Consider the following 17,328-nt stretch of genomic DNA (forward strand, 5'->3'; position numbering starts at 1 on the left):
ACCCGGGAGTAACCAGATCGAGGCGCACACCGCCTTTGCGCGCGCGCAAATCACCTTTGATCGCACGTGGAGGCGTTCAAGTTCACTGACAGCGGCTCGGCGAATAGCCGAAGTGCCTGCGGAATGCCGTCGCGAAATTGGCCGGATGGGCATAGCCGACCCGAAAGGCCGCCTCGGTGACCGACAACCGTTGATGAATCAGAAGGTCACGTGCGGCATCGAGTCGGCGGGCCCGCAAATAGTCGATCGCGCTCTCGCCATACGCCATCTGGAATTTCTGGTTGAAGGACCGGCGGCTCAGCCCCGCATTCCGCGCCAGCTCGTCGATGCTCCAGGGATAAGCGAGATCGGCATCCATGCGCGCCTTGACCGATTGCAACCGCACCCGCTGGAGGTCGGCTGCAGGATCGAGCGCGATCCCGCGCTCGCCGAACAAGGCGTGGACCACGATCTCGGCGGCATGCGCCGACAGCAGCAATTGCGTCGCGTTTCCGGCCACCGGTGGCGAGAACATTTCTACCGCGAGGGCCTGCACACGCGGAGACGCCGTGACAGAGACGATGGCCGTGCCCAACGCGTCGGTCTTGAACAGCGCCCGAACCTCGTCGCCGAGTCCAAGCCCGTCGATGGAGGCTTGGGGAAGCGCCAGGCCGATCGCAGGACGTTCGCCGCAGCGAACCGAGCCTCCTACGGCGACGGATTCGCGCACGGCAATCGCCGTCATCTGCCCTGCACCCGTTGTGCGCGTCAGAATGCCGCGGCCTGCGCCTTCATCGAGCGCAACGGAGATGAACAAGCCCGGCCCTACGATCGCTGGCCGATCGGGATCGGCGCGAAACTCACCTCTGATGAACACACAGCCCGGGAAATCCAGCCATTGAGGCGCTGTCGAAGCGCCTCGCTGTGCGGAGCCGATGATGTCGTCTTCAGGCCGTCCGGCAATTTGATTGTAAAAGTCCTGCATCGAATCCGCTACGCCGCGACATTGGCGGCTGGCGGCGGCGCACTCAAGACCTCTGCGCGCAGTTTGGAGAGCTTCGAAACTGACGTCCTCGACGAGGTTCTGCGCGCGCGGCAATCCTGCACGGACGATACGGCAACCAGATCCAGGAGCGCGTCAGATGCCCAGATATTTGTGCTGGAGATCCGGCTCCGCCATCAGCTCGACGGACGTGCCGCTCCACACCGTCTTGCCGCGCTCGATGATGTAGTGGCGGTCGCAGATGCGGGCGAGGTGGTCGACGTTCTTGTCGACGACCAGGATCGACTGTCCCCGGCTCTTCAGCAGCGACAGGCAATTCCAGATTTCTTCGCGGATCAGCGGCGCAAGGCCTTCGGTCGCTTCATCCAGGATCAGCAGCTTTGGGTTGGTCATCAGCGCGCGGCCGATCGCGAGCATCTGCTGCTCGCCGCCGGAGAGCTGGTTGCCCATGTTGGCGGCGCGCTCGGCAAGGCGGGGGAACATCACGTAGATCGCGGCCAGCGTCCAGGGATTGGGGCTAGCGAAGCGATCGGCGGCGGCCGCGACGAGATTTTCGCGCACGGTGAGGTTCGGAAAGATTTGGCGTCCCTCCGGGACGAGGCCGACGCCGAGTTTTGCAATTCGATAGGACGGAAGCTGCCGCACCTCGGCGCCCGCAAAGCGAATCGTGCCTGATCGTGCCGGTGTCAGGCCCATGATGGAGCGGATCGTCGTGGTCTTGCCCATGCCGTTGCGGCCCATCAGCGAGACCATCTCGCCCGGCTTGATCGACAGCGACAGGCCGAACAGCACCTGGGAGAGGCCGTAGCAGGTCTCGATGCCGTCGACGTCGAGCAGCGTGTCAGCCATCGCCTTTTCAGACATGGTGCGTCACCACATGCTGGTCGCCGAGATAGGCGCGCTTGACGTCCTCATTGGCGCGGATCGCGGCTGGATCACCGGAGGCGATGACGCGGCCATAGACCAGCACCGAGATGCGGTCGGCGAGCGCGAATACCGCCGGCATATCGTGCTCGACCAGCACGATCGAGACTTCCTTCCGCAGCTCCTGAAGCAGTTGCACCATGCGCTGGGATTCGGTGACGCCAAGACCCGCCATCGGCTCGTCCAGCAGCAGCAGCTTCGGCTTGCTCGCGAGCGCGACCGCGAGCTCGATCTGGCGGCGCTCGCCATGGCTGAGCCTGGACACCAGGACATCGGCGCGATGGCCGAGCCCGACGCGGTCGAGCGCGGCATGGGCGGCATCGCGCAGGCCCTTCTCCTTGCGCGCATTGGCGAAGAAGCGGAACGAGTGGCCTGCATGCGCCTGCGCCGCCAGCGCGACATTGTCGGCGGCGGTGAAGTCGAGCAGCAGCGAGGTGATCTGGAACGAGCGTGCCAGCCCCAGCGCGCAGCGGCGATAGGCCGGCAGATAGGTGATGTCGCGGCCGCCGAGCGAGACGCTGCCGGAATGCGGTTCGAGGTGCCCGGTGAGCTGGCTGATCAGCGTGGTCTTGCCGGCACCGTTCGGGCCGATGATGGCGTGCAGCTCGCCGCTAGCTACGTCGAGCGAGACGTTGTCCGTCGCAACGATGCCGCCGAAACGGCGCACCAGTTTTTCGACGCGGAGCAGCGGTTCAGCCACGATTGAGCCTCCCGAGCAGGCCCATGATACCGCCGCGGCCGAACAGCACGATCAGCAGCAAGAGCGGGCCCATGATCAGCGCCCAGTATTCGGTGATCTGCGACAGGAATTCTTCCAGCAGCAAAAACACCACCGCGCCCATCACCGGGCCGAACAGCGTGCCCATGCCCCCCAGGATCACCATCACCATGAGGTCGCCGGAGCGGGTCCAGTACATCACGGCCGGGCTGATGAAATCGGTGTTGTTGGCGAGCAGTGCGCCGGCAAGGCCGCACATCATACCGGAGATGACGAAGCAGACGAGCTTGTAGCGTTTTGCCGGAAAGCCGATCGCCTGCATCCGCTGCTCGTTGGAGCGCAGGCCCTGCAAGACGAGACCGAAGCGCGAATTGACGATGCGCCAGATCAGGACGATCACGGCGAACAGGCAGGCGAGGCAGAGATAATAGAACTGCGTGCGGTTCGACAGGTTGATCAGGCCGGAGAAGTCGCTGCGCTTGTAGACGGTGAGACCGTCATCGCCGCCGTAACGCGCGAGGCCGGAGGCGACGTAATAGGCCATCTGCGCAAACGCCAGCGTGATCATGATGAAGTAGACGCCACGCGTACGAAGGGAAAGCGCGCCGATCACCAGCGCATAGATCGCGGAAGCCGCGAGCGCGACCGGGAACTGGATGAAGCCGGAGCCGACGCCTTCCTGCGCGAGCATGCCGACCGCGTAGCCGCCGATGCCGAGATAGGCGGCGTGGCCGAAGCTCATCATGCCGCCAAAACCCATGATGAGGTTGAGGCTCGCGGCCGCAAGGGCCAGGATGACGATGCGGGTGAACAGCGTCAGGATGAAGATGTTGCCGGACAGCTGCGAATAGAGCGGCAGCAGCACGAGGCCCGCCAGCATCAGGGCCGTGACGGCCTTGCTCACAGTGAAAGCCTTCATCGACGGTTGGCCGGAAACAGCCCCTCCGGGCGCACCACCAGCACGATCGCCATCAGCAGATAGATCAGCATGGACGACAGCGCGGGCGCGGCGGTGGAGGCGGCGGCGCCGCTCAGCACCTGCCGCAACAGGTTGGGCAGGAAGGCGCGGCCGAGCGTGTCGATCATGCCGACGAAGATCGCGGCGAGGAACGCGCCACGGATCGAGCCGATGCCGCCGATCACGATGATGACGAAGGCGAGGATCAGGATGTTCTCGCCCATGCCGATCTGCACGGTGAGGATCGGCGCCTGCATCAGGCCGGCGAGGCCGGCGAGCGCGGCGCCCAGGCCGAACACCAGCGTGTAGAGCAGCTTGATGTTGATGCCGAGCGCGCCGATCATCTCGCGGTTGGAGGCGCCGGCGCGGATCAGCATGCCGATGCGGGTGCGCATCACGCCGAGATAGAGCAGCAGCGCGACCAGCAGCGCCACCACGATGATGGCGAGACGATAAGCGGGATAGTGGATGCCGGGCAGGATCGGCACCGGCACCGTGAGCCAGGCCGGCAGCGGCAGCGCAAGCCCGGCCGGACCCCAGATCAGCCGCACGGCTTCATTGAAGAACAGGATCAGACCGAAGGTCGCGAGCACGTGGTCGAGATGGTCGCGCCCGTAGAGATGCCGCAGTGCCGACATCTCCAGCACGATGCCGAGCACCAAAGTCGCACCTAACGCCAGCAGCGCACCGAGCAGGAAGCTGCCGGTCCAGGCCGCAAAGGTCGCGGCGAAATAGGCGCCCATCATGTAGAGCGAGCCGTGCGCGAGGTTGACGAGATCCATGATCCCGAACACCAGCGTCAGGCCGGCGGCGAGCAGGAACAGGAGCAGGCCGAACTGCAATCCGTTCAAGAACTGTTCGACGACGAGCAGCATCAAAACTCTTTCAGGCGCACGCGGTGTCGCGCCGATGTTCGAACTCGGTCGCCATCAGTGAAAGAGCTCCCCCTGCCTCTTCAAGGCGGAAAAATGGGTAATGGCAGTATCGTTCCGAGGCAAGAGCGATTCAACACCAGACATGCACTTTGTTGCATGCCGGTGCATGCGATCGAAATTGGCCCTGCAAGAAGGCTGCCGCGCAGGATGGGTCAACCTGCCGCACCCAAACGATCGCCCTCCCCCAGGCATGCCTGGGAGAGGGCGCGAAGGTCGACGGAAGCAGGAGAAGGCGTCTAGTGCGACGTCATCTGCCGAGGGAGATCATCCGGCTCGGCCAGTACACTGTTGGCCGTCGAGGCTTCCAGCGCCGCCATCCGGAACAGATAGGCGAGCGTTGCCAATCCGGTGTCTTCCGCCATCTGCGCCAGCTCGAGCGCCATGTCGGACATGTAGCCGAGATTCTCGTCCTTGGTCTGCGCCATGATCTGGCTGTCCCGCATCATGTTCGACATTTCAGGCGCTCTTTCGTTGCGCGGCAGCAAGGCCGCAGAGGTTGGCACGGGCGACGGCGTCCAGACGCGGGCCGTCCTGTTGTACGATCGAATCCATGCCGATGCGATCATGCAGGGCATCGAGGGTCTCGCGGCGAATGTCGATGGTCGCCGCCATGGTCCAGGCGTTCTCCACCAGCTCGGGCAGACCAAGCGGCGTCACGACGAAGCCGGCCTCATGGAAGCGCGGCAGCCACCAGGTCTCCATGATCGCGCTGACCTGCGCGATTCCCTGATCGAGGCAGAACTCCTGCACCGCTGCCATCAGTTGCAGGTTGAGAGTGCCGTCGCGGCGATCGCGCACGACAAAGTAGCGCGACCATTCCCAGACCAGCGGATTCGCAGGGCAGCCGCGAACCGATGCCAGATGCGGGAAGACCTCGCTCATCATCGAGGGTTTGGTGGTAGGGTAGAGCCGGTGACCGCCGACGACGCGCCGGCCTTCCAGCGCGAGCAGATAGACGGTGTCCTCGTCGTCGTAGGAATCGACCTCGCGGCAATCAGGCCGGCGCAGCGTCTCCCAGTGCCGCTCCTCGACGAAGATGTCGTGGCGTAGTCGGAAGTGCTGCTCGAGTACGTCTTCGTAAAGGTGGCGATTGACCGAAGAAATTGCGTGAATCATGAAAACCCCCATTCAGCCGGAATGAGGGGCAGCCTCTGCGAAAAGAGGCAGGTTCGATATTGGGAAATTTCCCAGTACGTCGCTTAGGGATTGATGAGCTTGTTGCGAATCGCCAGTGCAACCGCATGCGTACGGTTGACGGCACCGAGCTTGCGCGCGGCGGTTGCAAGATGCTCTTCTGCGGTGCGCTGCGTGATGTGCAGGATCTCGCCGATCTCCCAGGCCGACTTGCCCTGCGAGGCCCAGGCGATCACCTCGCGCTCGCGCGGGGTGAGACGCGTCGACAGATGCGGCGCCGGATCCAGCAGGCGGCGAATATGGTCGAAGCCATACATTGCCATCAGGTGCAGTGCCGGCTTGCTGCGGGGATTGAGGTCGAGATGGACGCCGCCGAGCGACACCGCCGCCTCGTAGCCGGTGAGCCCGTGGATCGGCACGATGAAGCCGCGCGACATGCGAAAATCGCCGGCGCGGTTCATCACCTCGGCCGCGCTCGGCTCGAGCTCGGCATCATAGGGCGCTTCCGACCACTCGAACGGATTGACCGATTGCCGGCACAGCCGCACCACGGGGTCGACGCGGTCGTAATTATTCTGGGTGTAGAGATTGAACCATCCTGCCGGCCAGCGCTTGGCGAGCACCATCTGCGCGAACCGCTGATCGGGATTCGGCAACCCCGTCACGATGATGGTCTCGAAGCCGAAGCGACCGAACGCCGCCTCAAGCGCATTCATGGCGTCCGGTACCTTGCGATAGGTCCCCAGGCCTTCGATGAAGTCGAGCGCTTCCCGGCCATAATCTACGGCGTCTACGGCGGACATCGGTACGTTTCCTGAGCCTCGTCGTAGGTATAGCACGTATTTGGGAGCTGCCTCAATTCGCTGCTTCCGTAGTTTACCGGCCCTCGTCTGCACCCGAGATTTAATCTACTTGTGGAGGAAGTGACGTCAAGTTACACCTATGGCGTCTGAAGCGGGAAAATCACGATGGAAGACGAGGACATCGCCCTCAACAGCGTGCTCGGCCTGGAACTCAACCGCGTGTTTTTCGCCGTCCGCGAAACGGCAAACAAGCAGAAGATCATCGAGTACGCGCGCGAAGTGCTGCAGCGCGAACGCGCGGAGCGGCCCGGCAGCGCGTCGCCCGAGAGCCCGGCGAGCTAGAACGCGGTTACAGGTGAGGCGTACGTTCTGCGCGAGCGGCGCCCTTCCATTCGAACGTGCCGATTTTGGCCGAAACATTCTGACTGCGAAGTTAATCAGCAATTGTTGCCGGTGAGCGAGCTGCGCTCTTACCCTCCCCTGGAGGGGGAGGGTGAAGCGCCGCCCGCTCCGTCGCACACTTGCCGCTGGATGACATCACGGCTCTCGTGAGATGATCGCCACCACGATCCTCTTTGGGATGCCCACGACATGATGACGCTGCGCCAGGTTGAAGTGATCCGTGCCGTGATGGTGACGGGTACCATCGGCGGCGCGGCGAAGCTGCTCAACGTGTCGGCGCCGGGGATCAGCCGGCTGGTCAAATACACCGAGCGCACGCTCGGCATCCGCTTCTTCCAGCGCCAGAACGGGCGCTATTTCCCGACGCCGGAAGCCGAGAACATCTTTGAGCAGATCAACGGCGTCTACAAGAAGGTCGACGACCTCTCCGAGCTCATCTCCAAGATCGGCCGCGGCGGTTTGTCGGAATTGCGCATCGGCTCGGTGCCGAGCATCTCCCAGGTGATGGTGCCGCGCGCGATCGAGCGCGTCCGGCGCCGCTACCCCGATCTCGGCATCGACATCAACATCCTCAAGCTCGAGGAGGCCATCGACTACCTCCTGCTCGGCCGCGGCGAATGTGTGGCGATGAGCTATCGGCTCGAGCATTCCGGGCTCGACTTCATGCCGCTCGCCTCGGGTGAGCTCTATTGCATCGTGCCGCCGGGTCACGAGCTTGCCGGCCGCAAGCAGGTCTCGGCGGCCGAGATCACCCGCTATCCGCTGATCGGCATCGATCCCAACGATCCCTACGGCCGGATCATGGCCGGGATCTTTGCGCGCCACCGGCTCGACTACAACATCACGATCCGCGCGCGCTTCGGCACCACGGTGTGTGCGCTGGTGAAGGCAGGGCTCGGCATCGCCATCATCGACCAGTTCACGGTGGCCCATGGCGGCTATCCGGGAATCGAGCTGTTGAAGATCACCGAGCCGACGCGGTTCGAGACCTATATCGCGGTGAAGCGCGGCGCGCCGCTGTCGCTCCATGTCGAGTATTTCATCGAGTCCCTGCGCGCCGAGATGCGCGCGGTGGAGCCGTCCCGCAGCGAGGGCAACACCGCCCCGGCACGCGCGCGGAAGAAATAACATTATGTTAGGTTTGCCCAATAAATGGGTAATTGTGTTAGGCACGGGAAAGGCTATCGTCGCAACTGGAAGCCCCTTGGAATTGTGCGGATTTCCCCGCTAATGGCCAGGACCCAACGCTCCCAACGAGACGATAGCCAACCATGTCCAAGCGCGGATACGCCGCCAGCAAGAAGCTTCTCACCGGCCTGATCGGGGCGCCGATCGCGCATTCTGCCTCCCCTGCCATGCACGAGCGGGCCGCCGAGGCGCTCGGCCTGCGCGGTCACTACCAGCTCATCGAGGTCGCCGGCGCCGATGCGGCCGGGCTCCGCATGATGCTCGAGGGCGTGCGGCGGCTCGGCTTTGCCGGCGTCAACGTGACTTACCCTTACAAGGAAGCGGTGGTCCCGCTGCTCGACGAGCTGGCGCCGGGCGCGGCCGCCATGGGCGCGGTCAACACCGTCGTCGTCAAGGACGGCCGGCTGATCGGCCACAACACCGACACGACCGGGTTTGCACGTGCGGTCGCGCCGCTGCTGGCACCGTCCGCAAATGCAGTCGCCGTGATCGGAACGGGCGGCGTCGGCAAGGCGATCGCCTTTGCACTGGCGAGCCTAAAGGTCTCCGGCCTCCGCATCTTCGACAGCGAGACGGCGCGCGCCGAAAAGCTCGCTTCATTGCTTGCCAGGCACGGCGGCGCCACGGTGGCTAAAAGCGTCGAGGACGCGCTCGATGGCGCAACCGGCCTCGTCAACGGCACGCCGGTCGGCATGCTGCCGAACCGGGGCATGCCGGTCCCGGCGGCCTTGCTGCACGAGAAAATGTGGGTCGCGGACGCCGTCTATTCGCCGCTGATCACGCCGCTGCTGGCAGCGGCACAGGCCAAGGGCGCGCGGATCATGACCGGGCGGGAGCTCGCGATCTACCAGGCCGCTGACGCCTTCGAATTGTTCACCGGCCTTGCCCCATCGACCGAGGTCATGGGAGAGGCATTCGACGAGGTGATGGCGGCGCGAAGCGCGGCCTATCACGCCGCGTAACCGAAGCGGCCGGACACAAGGCCGCGGACAACATCAACGAAAAATGGGAGGAGTGACCATGAAATCGACCCTAGTGGCAGGCGCCTTGCTTGCCTTCGCGACTGCAACCAGCGTCCACGCGCAGGCGATCAAGCTCGCCGACGTCGCCGAACTCTCGGGCGGCGGCGCCACCGTCGGCACCAACTGGAAGAACGGCATCGACCTCGCGATCGAGGAGATCAACGCCAAGGGCGGCGTGCTCGGACGCAAGTTGGAGGTCAGCCACGCCGATTCGCAGTCCAACCCCGGCGTTGCCCGCGCCCAGGTGCAGAAGGCGCTCGACGCCGAGCCCTATGTCCTGCTCGGGCCCGGCTATTCCGGCTCGGTCAAGGTGACGGCGCCACTCGCGGCCGAAGCCGGCATCGCGCAGATCATGGGCGGCGAAGCCGCCGAACTGACGCAAGGTGGCAACAAATTCCTGTTCCGCACCTCGTTCGGCCAGCAGTCGTCGATGCCGAAGGTCGCAAAATACATCCACGACGACATGAAGGCGAAGACGGTCGCGGTGGTCTGGGTCAACAACGACTTCGGCCGCGGCGGCCGCGACGTCGTCGTGAAGGAACTCGACCGTCTTGGCTCCAAGGTGGTCGCCGACCTCTCGACCGAAGCAGGCCAAGCCGACTTCGCCGCCGACGTCGGCAAGATCAAGGCCGCCAATCCCGACGCGGTGTTCGTCTACCTGAATGAAGAAGAGAGCGCGCGCATCCTGAAAGAGCTGAAGCGCCAGGGCGTCACCGCGCCGCTGATGGGCGAGACCACGCTGATCGGCCAGAAGGTGATCGAGCTCGCCGGCGATGCCGCCAACGGTGCGCGCGGCCATGTCGGCCTCACCACGGACGCACCGGTCGACCTGATCAAGGCGTTCCGCGACAAGTTCGCCAAGAAGTACAATTACGTGCCCGACCATAACGGCCTGAAGGGCTATCTCGCCGTCTACATGGTGAAGGCCACCACCGAGAAGATGGGCAAGGTCGACAGCAAGGCGTTCGCCGACACGCTGCACGGCCTGACCATCAAGGCCGCGGACGAGCCGGGCATCCTGATGGACGTCACCTTCAGCGAGACCGGCGACATCGACCGGCAGAGCTTTCTGGTCGAGGTGGTCGAAGGCAAGCAGGTGGTGAAGCAGGTCCTGCCGAAGGTGAAGTGAGGCTTTTTCGCCTCTCCCCGCGCCCGTCCCGCCGAAGCTTCAGCGAAGGCGGACCCAGGGAGAGGTCTCTCCTCTCCCTCGCCCCGCTCTTCGCGGGGAGAGGGTTGGGGTGAGGGGTGCTTCTGCGCAGACGGTGAGAGATGAGCTTGCGGAGACAGCCCCTCACCCCCGCCCTCTCCCCGTAAGAACGGGGCGAGGGAGACGACAGAGCGGCGGTAGGGACACGAGAGGGGAAAATGTCCAATCTGTTCGATCTTCTGGTCGCGGGACTAGCCACCGGTGCGATCTATGCGCTGGTCGCGGTCGGCTTCACGCTACTGTGGCAGACCTCGCAGACCATCAATTTCGCGCAAGGCGAGTTCGTGATGCTGCCGGCGTTCCTGATGCTGGCGGCGATGCATGCCGGCGCGCCGTTCTGGCTCGCGATCATCCTCGGCATCCTGCTCTCGATGCTCCTGCTGGGCCTCGCCTTCAAGATGCTGCTGGTCGATCCGATGATGCGCCATGGCGTGCTGCCGCTGGCGATCGCGACGATGGCGCTCGCGATCGGCATCAAGGAGGCCGTGAAGCAGTTCTTCAGCGCGGAGGCCTCGCCCTTCCCCTCGATCGTGCCGACCGGCGATATTTCCATTCTTGGACATGCCGTATCGCTGCAAAGCATCGGCGTCCTCGTCCTCGCCATTCTTGCCGTCTTCGGCCTGACGAGCCTTCTCAACCGCACTTCGCTCGGTCACCAGATGCAGGCGGCGGCGCAGAACCCGACGGTGGCGCGCATCATCGGCGTGCCGGTCGAGCGCATGATCCTGCTGACGTTCCTGATCAACGCCTTCCTGGTCGCGCTGGCGTCGCTTTTGATCACGCCGATCTACCTCGCAAAGTTCTCCTCCGGCGAGGTGCTCGGCCAGGCCGCCTTCATCGCCGCGATCGTCGGCGGCTTCAACCAGGTGCGCGGCGCCATCGCCGGCGGCCTCCTGATCGGCGTGCTCGACAATCTCGCAGCCGCCTATGTCTCGACGCAGTACCGCGCCGCCGTTCCGATGATCTTCCTGATCGCTGTCATCCTGTTCCGGCCGCAGGGCTTGCTCGGCCGCGCCGAGGAGCGCACCGTATGAGCGGCTTCGCCAAACCGTTGAAGATCGCGCTCGGCCTCATCGTCATTGCCGGCCTGATCATCGTCCCCATGAATTTCAACCGCTACGGCCTGTTCATCCTGAGCCAGTGGGCGGTGATGAGCATCGCCGCGATGGGGCTCAATTTGACACTCGGCTATGCCGGCCAGGTCTCGCTGGCGCAAGGCGCCTTCGTCGGGATCGGCGCCTATGCGGCAGCGATCATGACGACCCATGGCTGGCCGCTGCCGGCGGCGATCGTGGTCGCGATTGCCTTGAGCTTCGCGGTCGGCTGGGTGCTCGGCTATCCGGCGCTGCGCGTGCAGCACCATTACCTCGCCTTCGTCACCCTCGCCTTCTCCACCCTCGCCTTCCTGGTGTTCCGCAACGAAAGCTGGCTCACCGGCGGCATCTACGGCATCTCCAACATTCCCCGGCCGCACATCTTCGGCATCGCGACCAACAAGCCGCTACCCTTCTACTATGTCTGCCTCGGCTCGCTTGCGATCGTGTCGCTCGCGGTGTGGTGGCTGATCCGCTCGCCCTGGGGCCGTGCCTTCATGGCATTGCGCGAAAATCCGCTGCGCGCGCAGTCGCTCGGCGTGGACACAAGGCGCTATACGCTGATGGCGTTCGCGATCGGCTCGGCGCTCGGCGGCGTCGCCGGCGCGCTCTATGCGCCGCTGACGCAATATATCGATCCCGTGCCGTTCAACCTGTCGCTCTCGCTCGACCTCTTGATGATGGTGATCGTCGGCGGTGCCGGCTTCTACTTCGGCCCCTTCCTCGGCGCGATGATCGCGGTGCTGTTGCCGGAATGGCTGCGCTTCACGGAAGGGTATTATCTGATGCTCTACGCGGTCGCAGTGATGCTTCTCTTGATCTGGTCGCCGACCGGCATTCTGGGGATTCTCGATCGCTACCTCGCCGAGCGCCGCACCAAGGCGGCCTCCGCACTGCGGGCCGTTGCAAAGTCCCGGCTGGAGACGGTGCAATGAGCGCGGTCCTGGAAGTCACCGGCATCAAGAAGAATTTCGGCGGCATCAGCGCGGTCGACGGCGTCTCATTCGACGTCCGCGAGGGCGAGATCCTCGGCCTGATCGGCCCGAACGGCTGCGGCAAGTCGACCCTGTTCAACTGCATCCTCGGCCAGCTCACACCATCAGGCGGCGAGGTCAAGCTCGACGGCAAGGTGGTCACGGGCCTGCGTCCCGCCGAGCTCAACAAGCTCGGGGTCAGCCGCACCTTCCAGCTCTTGCAGGTCTTCCCAAAGCTCTCGGTGCGCGAGAACCTGATCCTCGCGGGGCAGGAGCACCAGGGCAACATGGCCTCGCGCCTGGTCGGCCGCTCCGATGCCGGGCTGACCGAGGCCGCCAACCAGATGATCGGCTTCTTCAAGCTCGACCATCTCGCCGACGAGCCGGCCGGCGGGCTCTCCTATGGCCAGCAAAAACTGCTCGATGCCGCGATGGCCTTCATGGGCGGGCCGCGCCTCGTCCTGCTCGACGAGCCCGCCGGCGGCGTCAACCCGTCGATGCTGTCGGACCTGAAGGATCGCCTGGTCGCGATCAACCGCGAGAAGAACGCCACCTTCGTCGTGATCGAGCACAACATGGAATTCGTGATGTCGCTGTGCTCGCGCGTGATGGTGATGGCGGAAGGCAAGGTGCTGGCGATGGGGCGGCCGGACGAAGTGCGGAAAAATCCCGCCGTGATCGAAGCCTATCTCGGACATTAGGAAGCCATCATGAGCGACCCGATCCTCTCGGTTCACAATCTCGTCGGCGGCTACGGCAAGATGACGATTTTGAACGGCACGACGTTTGCCGTGCCGCAGGCGACCATCACCACCATCATCGGCCCCAACGGTGCCGGCAAGTCGACCGTGTTCAAGGCGATCTTCGGCCTGTTGAAGCTGCGCGAAGGCAAGATCAGCTTTGCGGGCCGCGACGTCACCAATTTGAGCCAGCGCGCGCTGCTCAATGCCGGCATCTGCTACGTGCCACAGGGCCGCAACATCTTTCCCGAACTGTCGGTGCGCCACAATATCGAGCTCGGCGGCGTCTCCGCCGGCAAGGGCATCGACCTGTCCGCACGGATCGAAGCCGCGCTCGACCTGTTTCCCGCGCTGCGCCGCAAGTCGGCGCAGCAGGCCTCCACGCTCTCCGGCGGCGAGCAGAAGCAGCTCGAGATCGCGCGCTCGCTGCTGCTCGAGCCCAAGCTCGTGCTGATCGACGAGCCCTCAATTGGCCTGTCGCCGCTGATGGTGCAGCAGACCTTCGACATCCTGAAAGGCTTGCGCGACCGCGGTGTCACCATCCTGATGATCGAGCAGAATGCGCGCTCGGCGCTGGAGATTTCCGACATCGGAATCGTGCTCGAGCTCGGCCAGACCCGCATGGTCGACGGCGCGAAGCGCATTCTGAACGATCCGCGCATCGGCCAGCTCTTTCTCGGCGGCGCCATGGAGGACAACGCAGCATGAACAAGCGTTCGATCGCGACCGTCTCGCTCTCTGGCAGCCTGGACGAGAAGCTCCGCGCCATCGCATCAGCCGGGTTCGACTCGGTCGAGATTTTCGAGAACGATCTGCTGTCGTTCGGCGCAAGTCCGCGCGAGGTAGCGCAGCTGTGCAAGGATCTCAATCTCGAGATTTGCGCATTCCAGCCGTTCCGCGATTTCGAGGGCATGCCGGAGCCGCAGCGGACGCGCAACTTTGCTCGCGCCGAGCGCAAGTTCGACCTGATGCAGGAGCTCGGCACCGACCTGCTGCTGATCTGCTCCAACGTCTCGCCCGCCTCGCTCGGCGGCATCGATCGCGCCGCGGACGATTTTCGCGAACTGGGCGAACGCGCGGCCAAGCGTGGGTTGCGAGTCGGTTACGAGGCGTTGGCCTGGGGCCGCCATGTCAACGACTACCGCGATGCCTGGGAGATCGTGCGGCGCGCCGATCATCCCGCGATCGGCGTCATTCTCGACAGTTTTCACGCGCTCGCGCCCGGCTTTCCGGTTCGCGCCATGGCCTCGATCCCCGGCGACAAGATCTTTCTGGTGCAGCTCGCCGACGCGCCGAAGCTCGAGCTCGACATCCTCTCGTGGAGCCGGCACTTCCGCTCCTTCCCCGGCCAGGGCGATCTGCCGGTCGGTGAATTCATGCAGGCCATCGCAGCGACCGGCTATGCCGGGCCGCTGTCGCTCGAAATCTTCAACGACCAGTTCCGCGCCGGCTCGTCCGCGCAGACCGCGGTCGACGGCCTGCGTTCGCTGATCCTGCTGGAGGATCAGCTTGCACCGGATTGGCCGAAGCTTGTCAGCGAGCCGCTGGCGCCGAAGGCGAAGAGCCATGGCACCGGCTTCATCGAGTTTGCCGTCAACGAGACCAAGGCGGTCGACCTCGCCCGCCTCTTCGCGCAGCTGGGCTTCCGCAAGACCGGCAAGCATCGCAGCAAGGCCGTGGAGCGCTGGTCGCAGGGCAAGGTCGAGCTCGTGATCAATTGTGAGACCGACGGCTTTGCGCATTCGCACTACGTCACGCACGGCCCCGGCGTCTGCGCGATCGCGCTCGACGTCGACAATGCCGGTCTTGCCATGCAGCGCGCCGAAGCGCTGAAGACGCGCACCTTCTACCAGCCGGTCGGGCCGGGCGAGCTGGAGATTCCCGCGATCCATGGCGTCGGCGGCAGCCTGCTCTATTTCCTCGATCAGGCCGGCAAGAACTGGGATACCGATTTCGAGCCGGTCGCAAGTGACGCGAACGCCGACGCCCTGCTCGCCGTCGATCACATCGCGCAGTCGATGCCCTACGACGAGATGCTGTCCTGGCTGCTGTTCTACACCGGCATTCTCGACCTGAAGCGGCTGCCGCAGATGGAGATCGCCGACCCGCGTGGCCTCGTGCAGAGCCAGGCGGTCATCAACGCCGACCAGAGCCTGCGCTTCGTGCTCAACGGCTCATCCGCCAACCGCACCCTGCCGGCGCGCTTCATCTCGGAGTTCTTCGGCTCGGGCGTGCAGCACGTCGCGTTCTCCTGCCGGGATATTTTTGCGACGGTCGCCGCGATGCGCAAGCGTGGCGCGGATTTCCTGGATATCCCTGATAACTACTACGACGACATCGAAGCCAAATACGACCTCGCGCCCGACCTGATGGCGCAGCTGCGCGCCAACCACATCCTCTACGACCGCGAAGGCGACGGCGAGTTCTTCCAGGTCTACACCCACATCTTCGATGAGCGCTTCTTCTTCGAGATCGTGGAGCGACGGGATTATCAGGGATTTGGGGCAGCCAATGCCGGGATCAGGCTCGCGGCGCAGGCCCGCGAGGTAAGGCCTGCGAGCATGCCGCGGGTGTAGGTCTTCGCCTCTCCGCGCCTGCGGGGAGAGGCCGGAATTTGCGGTGGCAAATTCCGGGTGAGGGGGACTCTCCGCGAGTCATATGTCCCCCAGGAGCAACGCTCTCTCAACACGTCATTGCGAGCGCAGCGAAGCAATCCAGAGTCCCTCCGCGGAGACAGTCTGGATTGCTTCGCTGCGCTCGCAATGACGATGTGGGGACTATCGAGGAATACAACGACCTTCGTCCCCGCGGAGACTCCCCCTCACCCTGACCCTCTCCCCGCAGGCGGGGAGAGGGGAAGAGGCATCAGCTCACTTCATCGCGCACTTGTCGTGGAAGCGATCCTGGTCGTTCTCCACGATCGTCGCGACCGTCTTCAGCGAGAGCTGGCCTTCGCCGTCCTTGACCACGTCCTGGAGATAGAAGCTCTGCACCGGGATGTGGTTCTTGCCGTATTTGAACGGGCCGCGCAGCGACTTGAAGTTGGCCTTCTCCATCTCGGCCTTCATCGCGTCCTTCTTGCTGGTGTCGCCCTTCACCGCGACCACCGCGCTGTTGATGAGCTGGGCCGCGTCATAGGCCTGCGCGCCATAATAGGTCGGGCGCAGATTGGGGTACTTCTTGCGGTAGTCGGCGACGAAGCGCTTGTTCTGCTCGTTCGGGAGGTCGTTGACCCATTCCTGCGCGCCGGGCACGCCGAGCGCGTTCTCCTTCTGGAGCGGGAGCGAGAGCTCGTCGACCGTGAAGGCGGTGTAGAGCGGCATCGTGCTCTTCAGGCCGGCCTGCGCATATTGATTGAGGAACTGCACGCCGGCCGCACCGGGATAGAATACGAAGATCGACTCGGCGCCCGAGGCGCGCGCCTTGGAGAGCTCGGCGGAGAAATCGAGCTGGCTCGGCCAGACCGTGTATTCCTCGCCCTTGACCTCTCCCTTGAACGTGCTCTTCAGGCCCGCGAGCATGTCCTTGCCGGCCGCGTAGTTCGGCCCGATCAGGAACACGCTCTTGACGCCCTTCTGGTTCATGTAGAGGCCCATGGCGGCGGGCGTCTGGTCGTTCTGCCAGGAGGTCGAGAACACGTAAGGCGAGCACAGTTCGCCGGCGAGCTGCGACGGACCGGCATTGGCCGAGATCAGGAAGGTCTGCGAATCCACCGCGGTCTTGAGCGAGGCCAGGAGCACGTTCGACCAGATGTAGCCGACGATGAAATCGACCTTGTCGGACTGCACCAGCTTCTCGGTCTTCTGCTTGCCGACATCGGGCTTCTGCCCGTCGTCCTCGTAGATCACCTCGACCGGCTTGCCGTCCATCTTGCGGCCGATGTGATCCAGCGCGAGCTCGAAGGAGTTGCGCATGTCGTTGCCGATCACGGCGGTCGGGCCGCTGAAGGTCGAAACGAAGCCGATCTTGATGGTGTCGCCGGCGAAAGCCTGATTTGCCAGCACCAGCGCCGCTGCGCCCGCCAGCCAGAATGCCGTCCTCATAACCACTCCCCTCCTTATTATTGATCCCGGAAACGGGGTGATCGCCGCCCCGGGTCTGTCTCTATTGAACGTAAAATCTGTCGCGCCGCCAATGGCTCAGCGCCCGCCCCTGCACCATATTTCGCCCCAATCGAGGATGGCAAGAAATATAATTCTACTCACTTCGTCCAAGGCTGCGGCGCTTTTTCGCGGGATGACGATACG

At 64.2% G+C, this 17,328-nt stretch carries 18 protein-coding genes; 9 read left to right on the forward strand and 9 right to left on the reverse strand.

The annotated features are described in order from the left end of the window. Positions 1 to 82: 82 nt before the first annotated feature. From AB7245_RS43500 to AB7245_RS43535, 8 genes are all read right to left on the reverse strand, one after another. Positions 83 to 796 carry an AraC family transcriptional regulator gene (locus AB7245_RS43500; RefSeq protein WP_245343978.1) on the reverse strand — a complete coding sequence of 238 codons (714 nt, stop codon included), beginning with the start codon at positions 794 to 796 and terminating at the stop codon, positions 83 to 85. Between the two features lie 321 nt (positions 797 to 1,117). Continuing rightward, a complete protein-coding gene (locus AB7245_RS43505) occupies positions 1,118 to 1,846 on the reverse strand; it encodes an ABC transporter ATP-binding protein (protein WP_085399244.1) in 729 nt (242 codons plus the stop codon). Beyond that, entirely contained in the window at positions 1,839 to 2,606 is a 768-nt protein-coding gene (locus tag AB7245_RS43510) for an ABC transporter ATP-binding protein (protein WP_063979902.1), read from the reverse strand. The genes AB7245_RS43505 and AB7245_RS43510 overlap by 8 nt, the downstream gene beginning before the upstream one ends. Next, positions 2,599 to 3,543, reverse strand: a complete 945-nt coding sequence (locus AB7245_RS43515) for a branched-chain amino acid ABC transporter permease (protein ID WP_085399243.1) — start codon at positions 3,541 to 3,543, stop codon at positions 2,599 to 2,601. Before AB7245_RS43515 ends, AB7245_RS43510 begins: the two co-directional genes overlap by 8 nt. Then, a complete protein-coding gene (locus AB7245_RS43520; RefSeq protein WP_008143427.1) occupies positions 3,540 to 4,457 on the reverse strand; it encodes a branched-chain amino acid ABC transporter permease in 918 nt (305 codons plus the stop codon). Before AB7245_RS43520 ends, AB7245_RS43515 begins: the two co-directional genes overlap by 4 nt. A gap of 296 nt (positions 4,458 to 4,753) precedes the next feature. After that, the gene (locus tag AB7245_RS43525; protein ID WP_008540920.1) at positions 4,754 to 4,972 is read right to left on the reverse strand and encodes a hypothetical protein; all 219 of its coding nucleotides are present in this window, start codon (positions 4,970 to 4,972) and stop codon (positions 4,754 to 4,756) included. 1 nt (position 4,973) lies between these two features. Continuing rightward, positions 4,974 to 5,633 (reverse strand): acyl-homoserine-lactone synthase, encoded by a 660-nt coding sequence (locus AB7245_RS43530; protein WP_071909116.1) that lies wholly within the window; start codon positions 5,631 to 5,633, stop codon positions 4,974 to 4,976. A gap of 83 nt (positions 5,634 to 5,716) precedes the next feature. Continuing rightward, positions 5,717 to 6,454 (reverse strand): helix-turn-helix transcriptional regulator, encoded by a 738-nt coding sequence (locus AB7245_RS43535; protein ID WP_063979905.1) that lies wholly within the window; start codon positions 6,452 to 6,454, stop codon positions 5,717 to 5,719. Positions 6,455 to 6,619: 165 nt separating this feature from the next. On the opposite strand from AB7245_RS43535, the gene AB7245_RS43540 reads away from it, so the two are divergent. The 9 genes from AB7245_RS43540 (at position 6,620) to AB7245_RS43580 (ending at position 15,657) form a co-directional block, all read left to right on the forward strand. Then, positions 6,620 to 6,796: a hypothetical protein gene (locus AB7245_RS43540; RefSeq protein ID WP_014491261.1), complete on the forward strand. Its 177-nt coding sequence runs from the start codon at positions 6,620 to 6,622 to the stop codon at positions 6,794 to 6,796. Positions 6,797 to 7,045: 249 nt separating this feature from the next. Next, positions 7,046 to 7,984 carry a LysR family transcriptional regulator gene (locus AB7245_RS43545; protein ID WP_135215216.1) on the forward strand — a complete coding sequence of 313 codons (939 nt, stop codon included), beginning with the start codon at positions 7,046 to 7,048 and terminating at the stop codon, positions 7,982 to 7,984. 143 nt (positions 7,985 to 8,127) lie between these two features. Then, positions 8,128 to 9,006, forward strand: a complete 879-nt coding sequence (locus tag AB7245_RS43550) for a shikimate dehydrogenase (protein ID WP_085399241.1) — start codon at positions 8,128 to 8,130, stop codon at positions 9,004 to 9,006. A gap of 58 nt (positions 9,007 to 9,064) precedes the next feature. Beyond that, entirely contained in the window at positions 9,065 to 10,195 is a 1,131-nt protein-coding gene (locus tag AB7245_RS43555; RefSeq protein ID WP_085399240.1) for an ABC transporter substrate-binding protein, read from the forward strand. Between the two features lie 236 nt (positions 10,196 to 10,431). Then, on the forward strand, positions 10,432 to 11,307 hold the full coding sequence (locus AB7245_RS43560; RefSeq protein WP_063979909.1) for a branched-chain amino acid ABC transporter permease: 876 nt from the start codon (positions 10,432 to 10,434) through the stop codon (positions 11,305 to 11,307). Then, entirely contained in the window at positions 11,304 to 12,302 is a 999-nt protein-coding gene (locus AB7245_RS43565) for a branched-chain amino acid ABC transporter permease (RefSeq protein WP_071909113.1), read from the forward strand. The genes AB7245_RS43560 and AB7245_RS43565 overlap by 4 nt, the downstream gene beginning before the upstream one ends. Next, positions 12,299 to 13,042 (forward strand): ABC transporter ATP-binding protein, encoded by a 744-nt coding sequence (locus AB7245_RS43570; protein ID WP_085399239.1) that lies wholly within the window; start codon positions 12,299 to 12,301, stop codon positions 13,040 to 13,042. The genes AB7245_RS43565 and AB7245_RS43570 overlap by 4 nt, the downstream gene beginning before the upstream one ends. A 9-nt stretch (positions 13,043 to 13,051) precedes the next feature. After that, positions 13,052 to 13,789, forward strand: a complete 738-nt coding sequence (locus AB7245_RS43575; RefSeq protein ID WP_085399238.1) for an ABC transporter ATP-binding protein — start codon at positions 13,052 to 13,054, stop codon at positions 13,787 to 13,789. Beyond that, positions 13,786 to 15,657, forward strand: coding sequence for a bifunctional sugar phosphate isomerase/epimerase/4-hydroxyphenylpyruvate dioxygenase family protein (locus AB7245_RS43580; RefSeq protein ID WP_085399237.1), 1,872 nt, complete (start codon positions 13,786 to 13,788; stop codon positions 15,655 to 15,657). The genes AB7245_RS43575 and AB7245_RS43580 overlap by 4 nt, the downstream gene beginning before the upstream one ends. A 294-nt stretch (positions 15,658 to 15,951) precedes the next feature. Here AB7245_RS43580 and AB7245_RS43585 read toward each other — a convergent pair whose 3' ends face one another. Beyond that, positions 15,952 to 17,124 carry an ABC transporter substrate-binding protein gene (locus AB7245_RS43585; protein WP_028148067.1) on the reverse strand — a complete coding sequence of 391 codons (1,173 nt, stop codon included), beginning with the start codon at positions 17,122 to 17,124 and terminating at the stop codon, positions 15,952 to 15,954. Between the last annotated feature and the right edge of the window lie 204 nt (positions 17,125 to 17,328).

Source organism: Bradyrhizobium sp. 604_D8_N2_3 (assembly GCF_051810765.1).
Lineage (GTDB): Bacteria > Pseudomonadota > Alphaproteobacteria > Rhizobiales > Xanthobacteraceae > Bradyrhizobium > Bradyrhizobium barranii.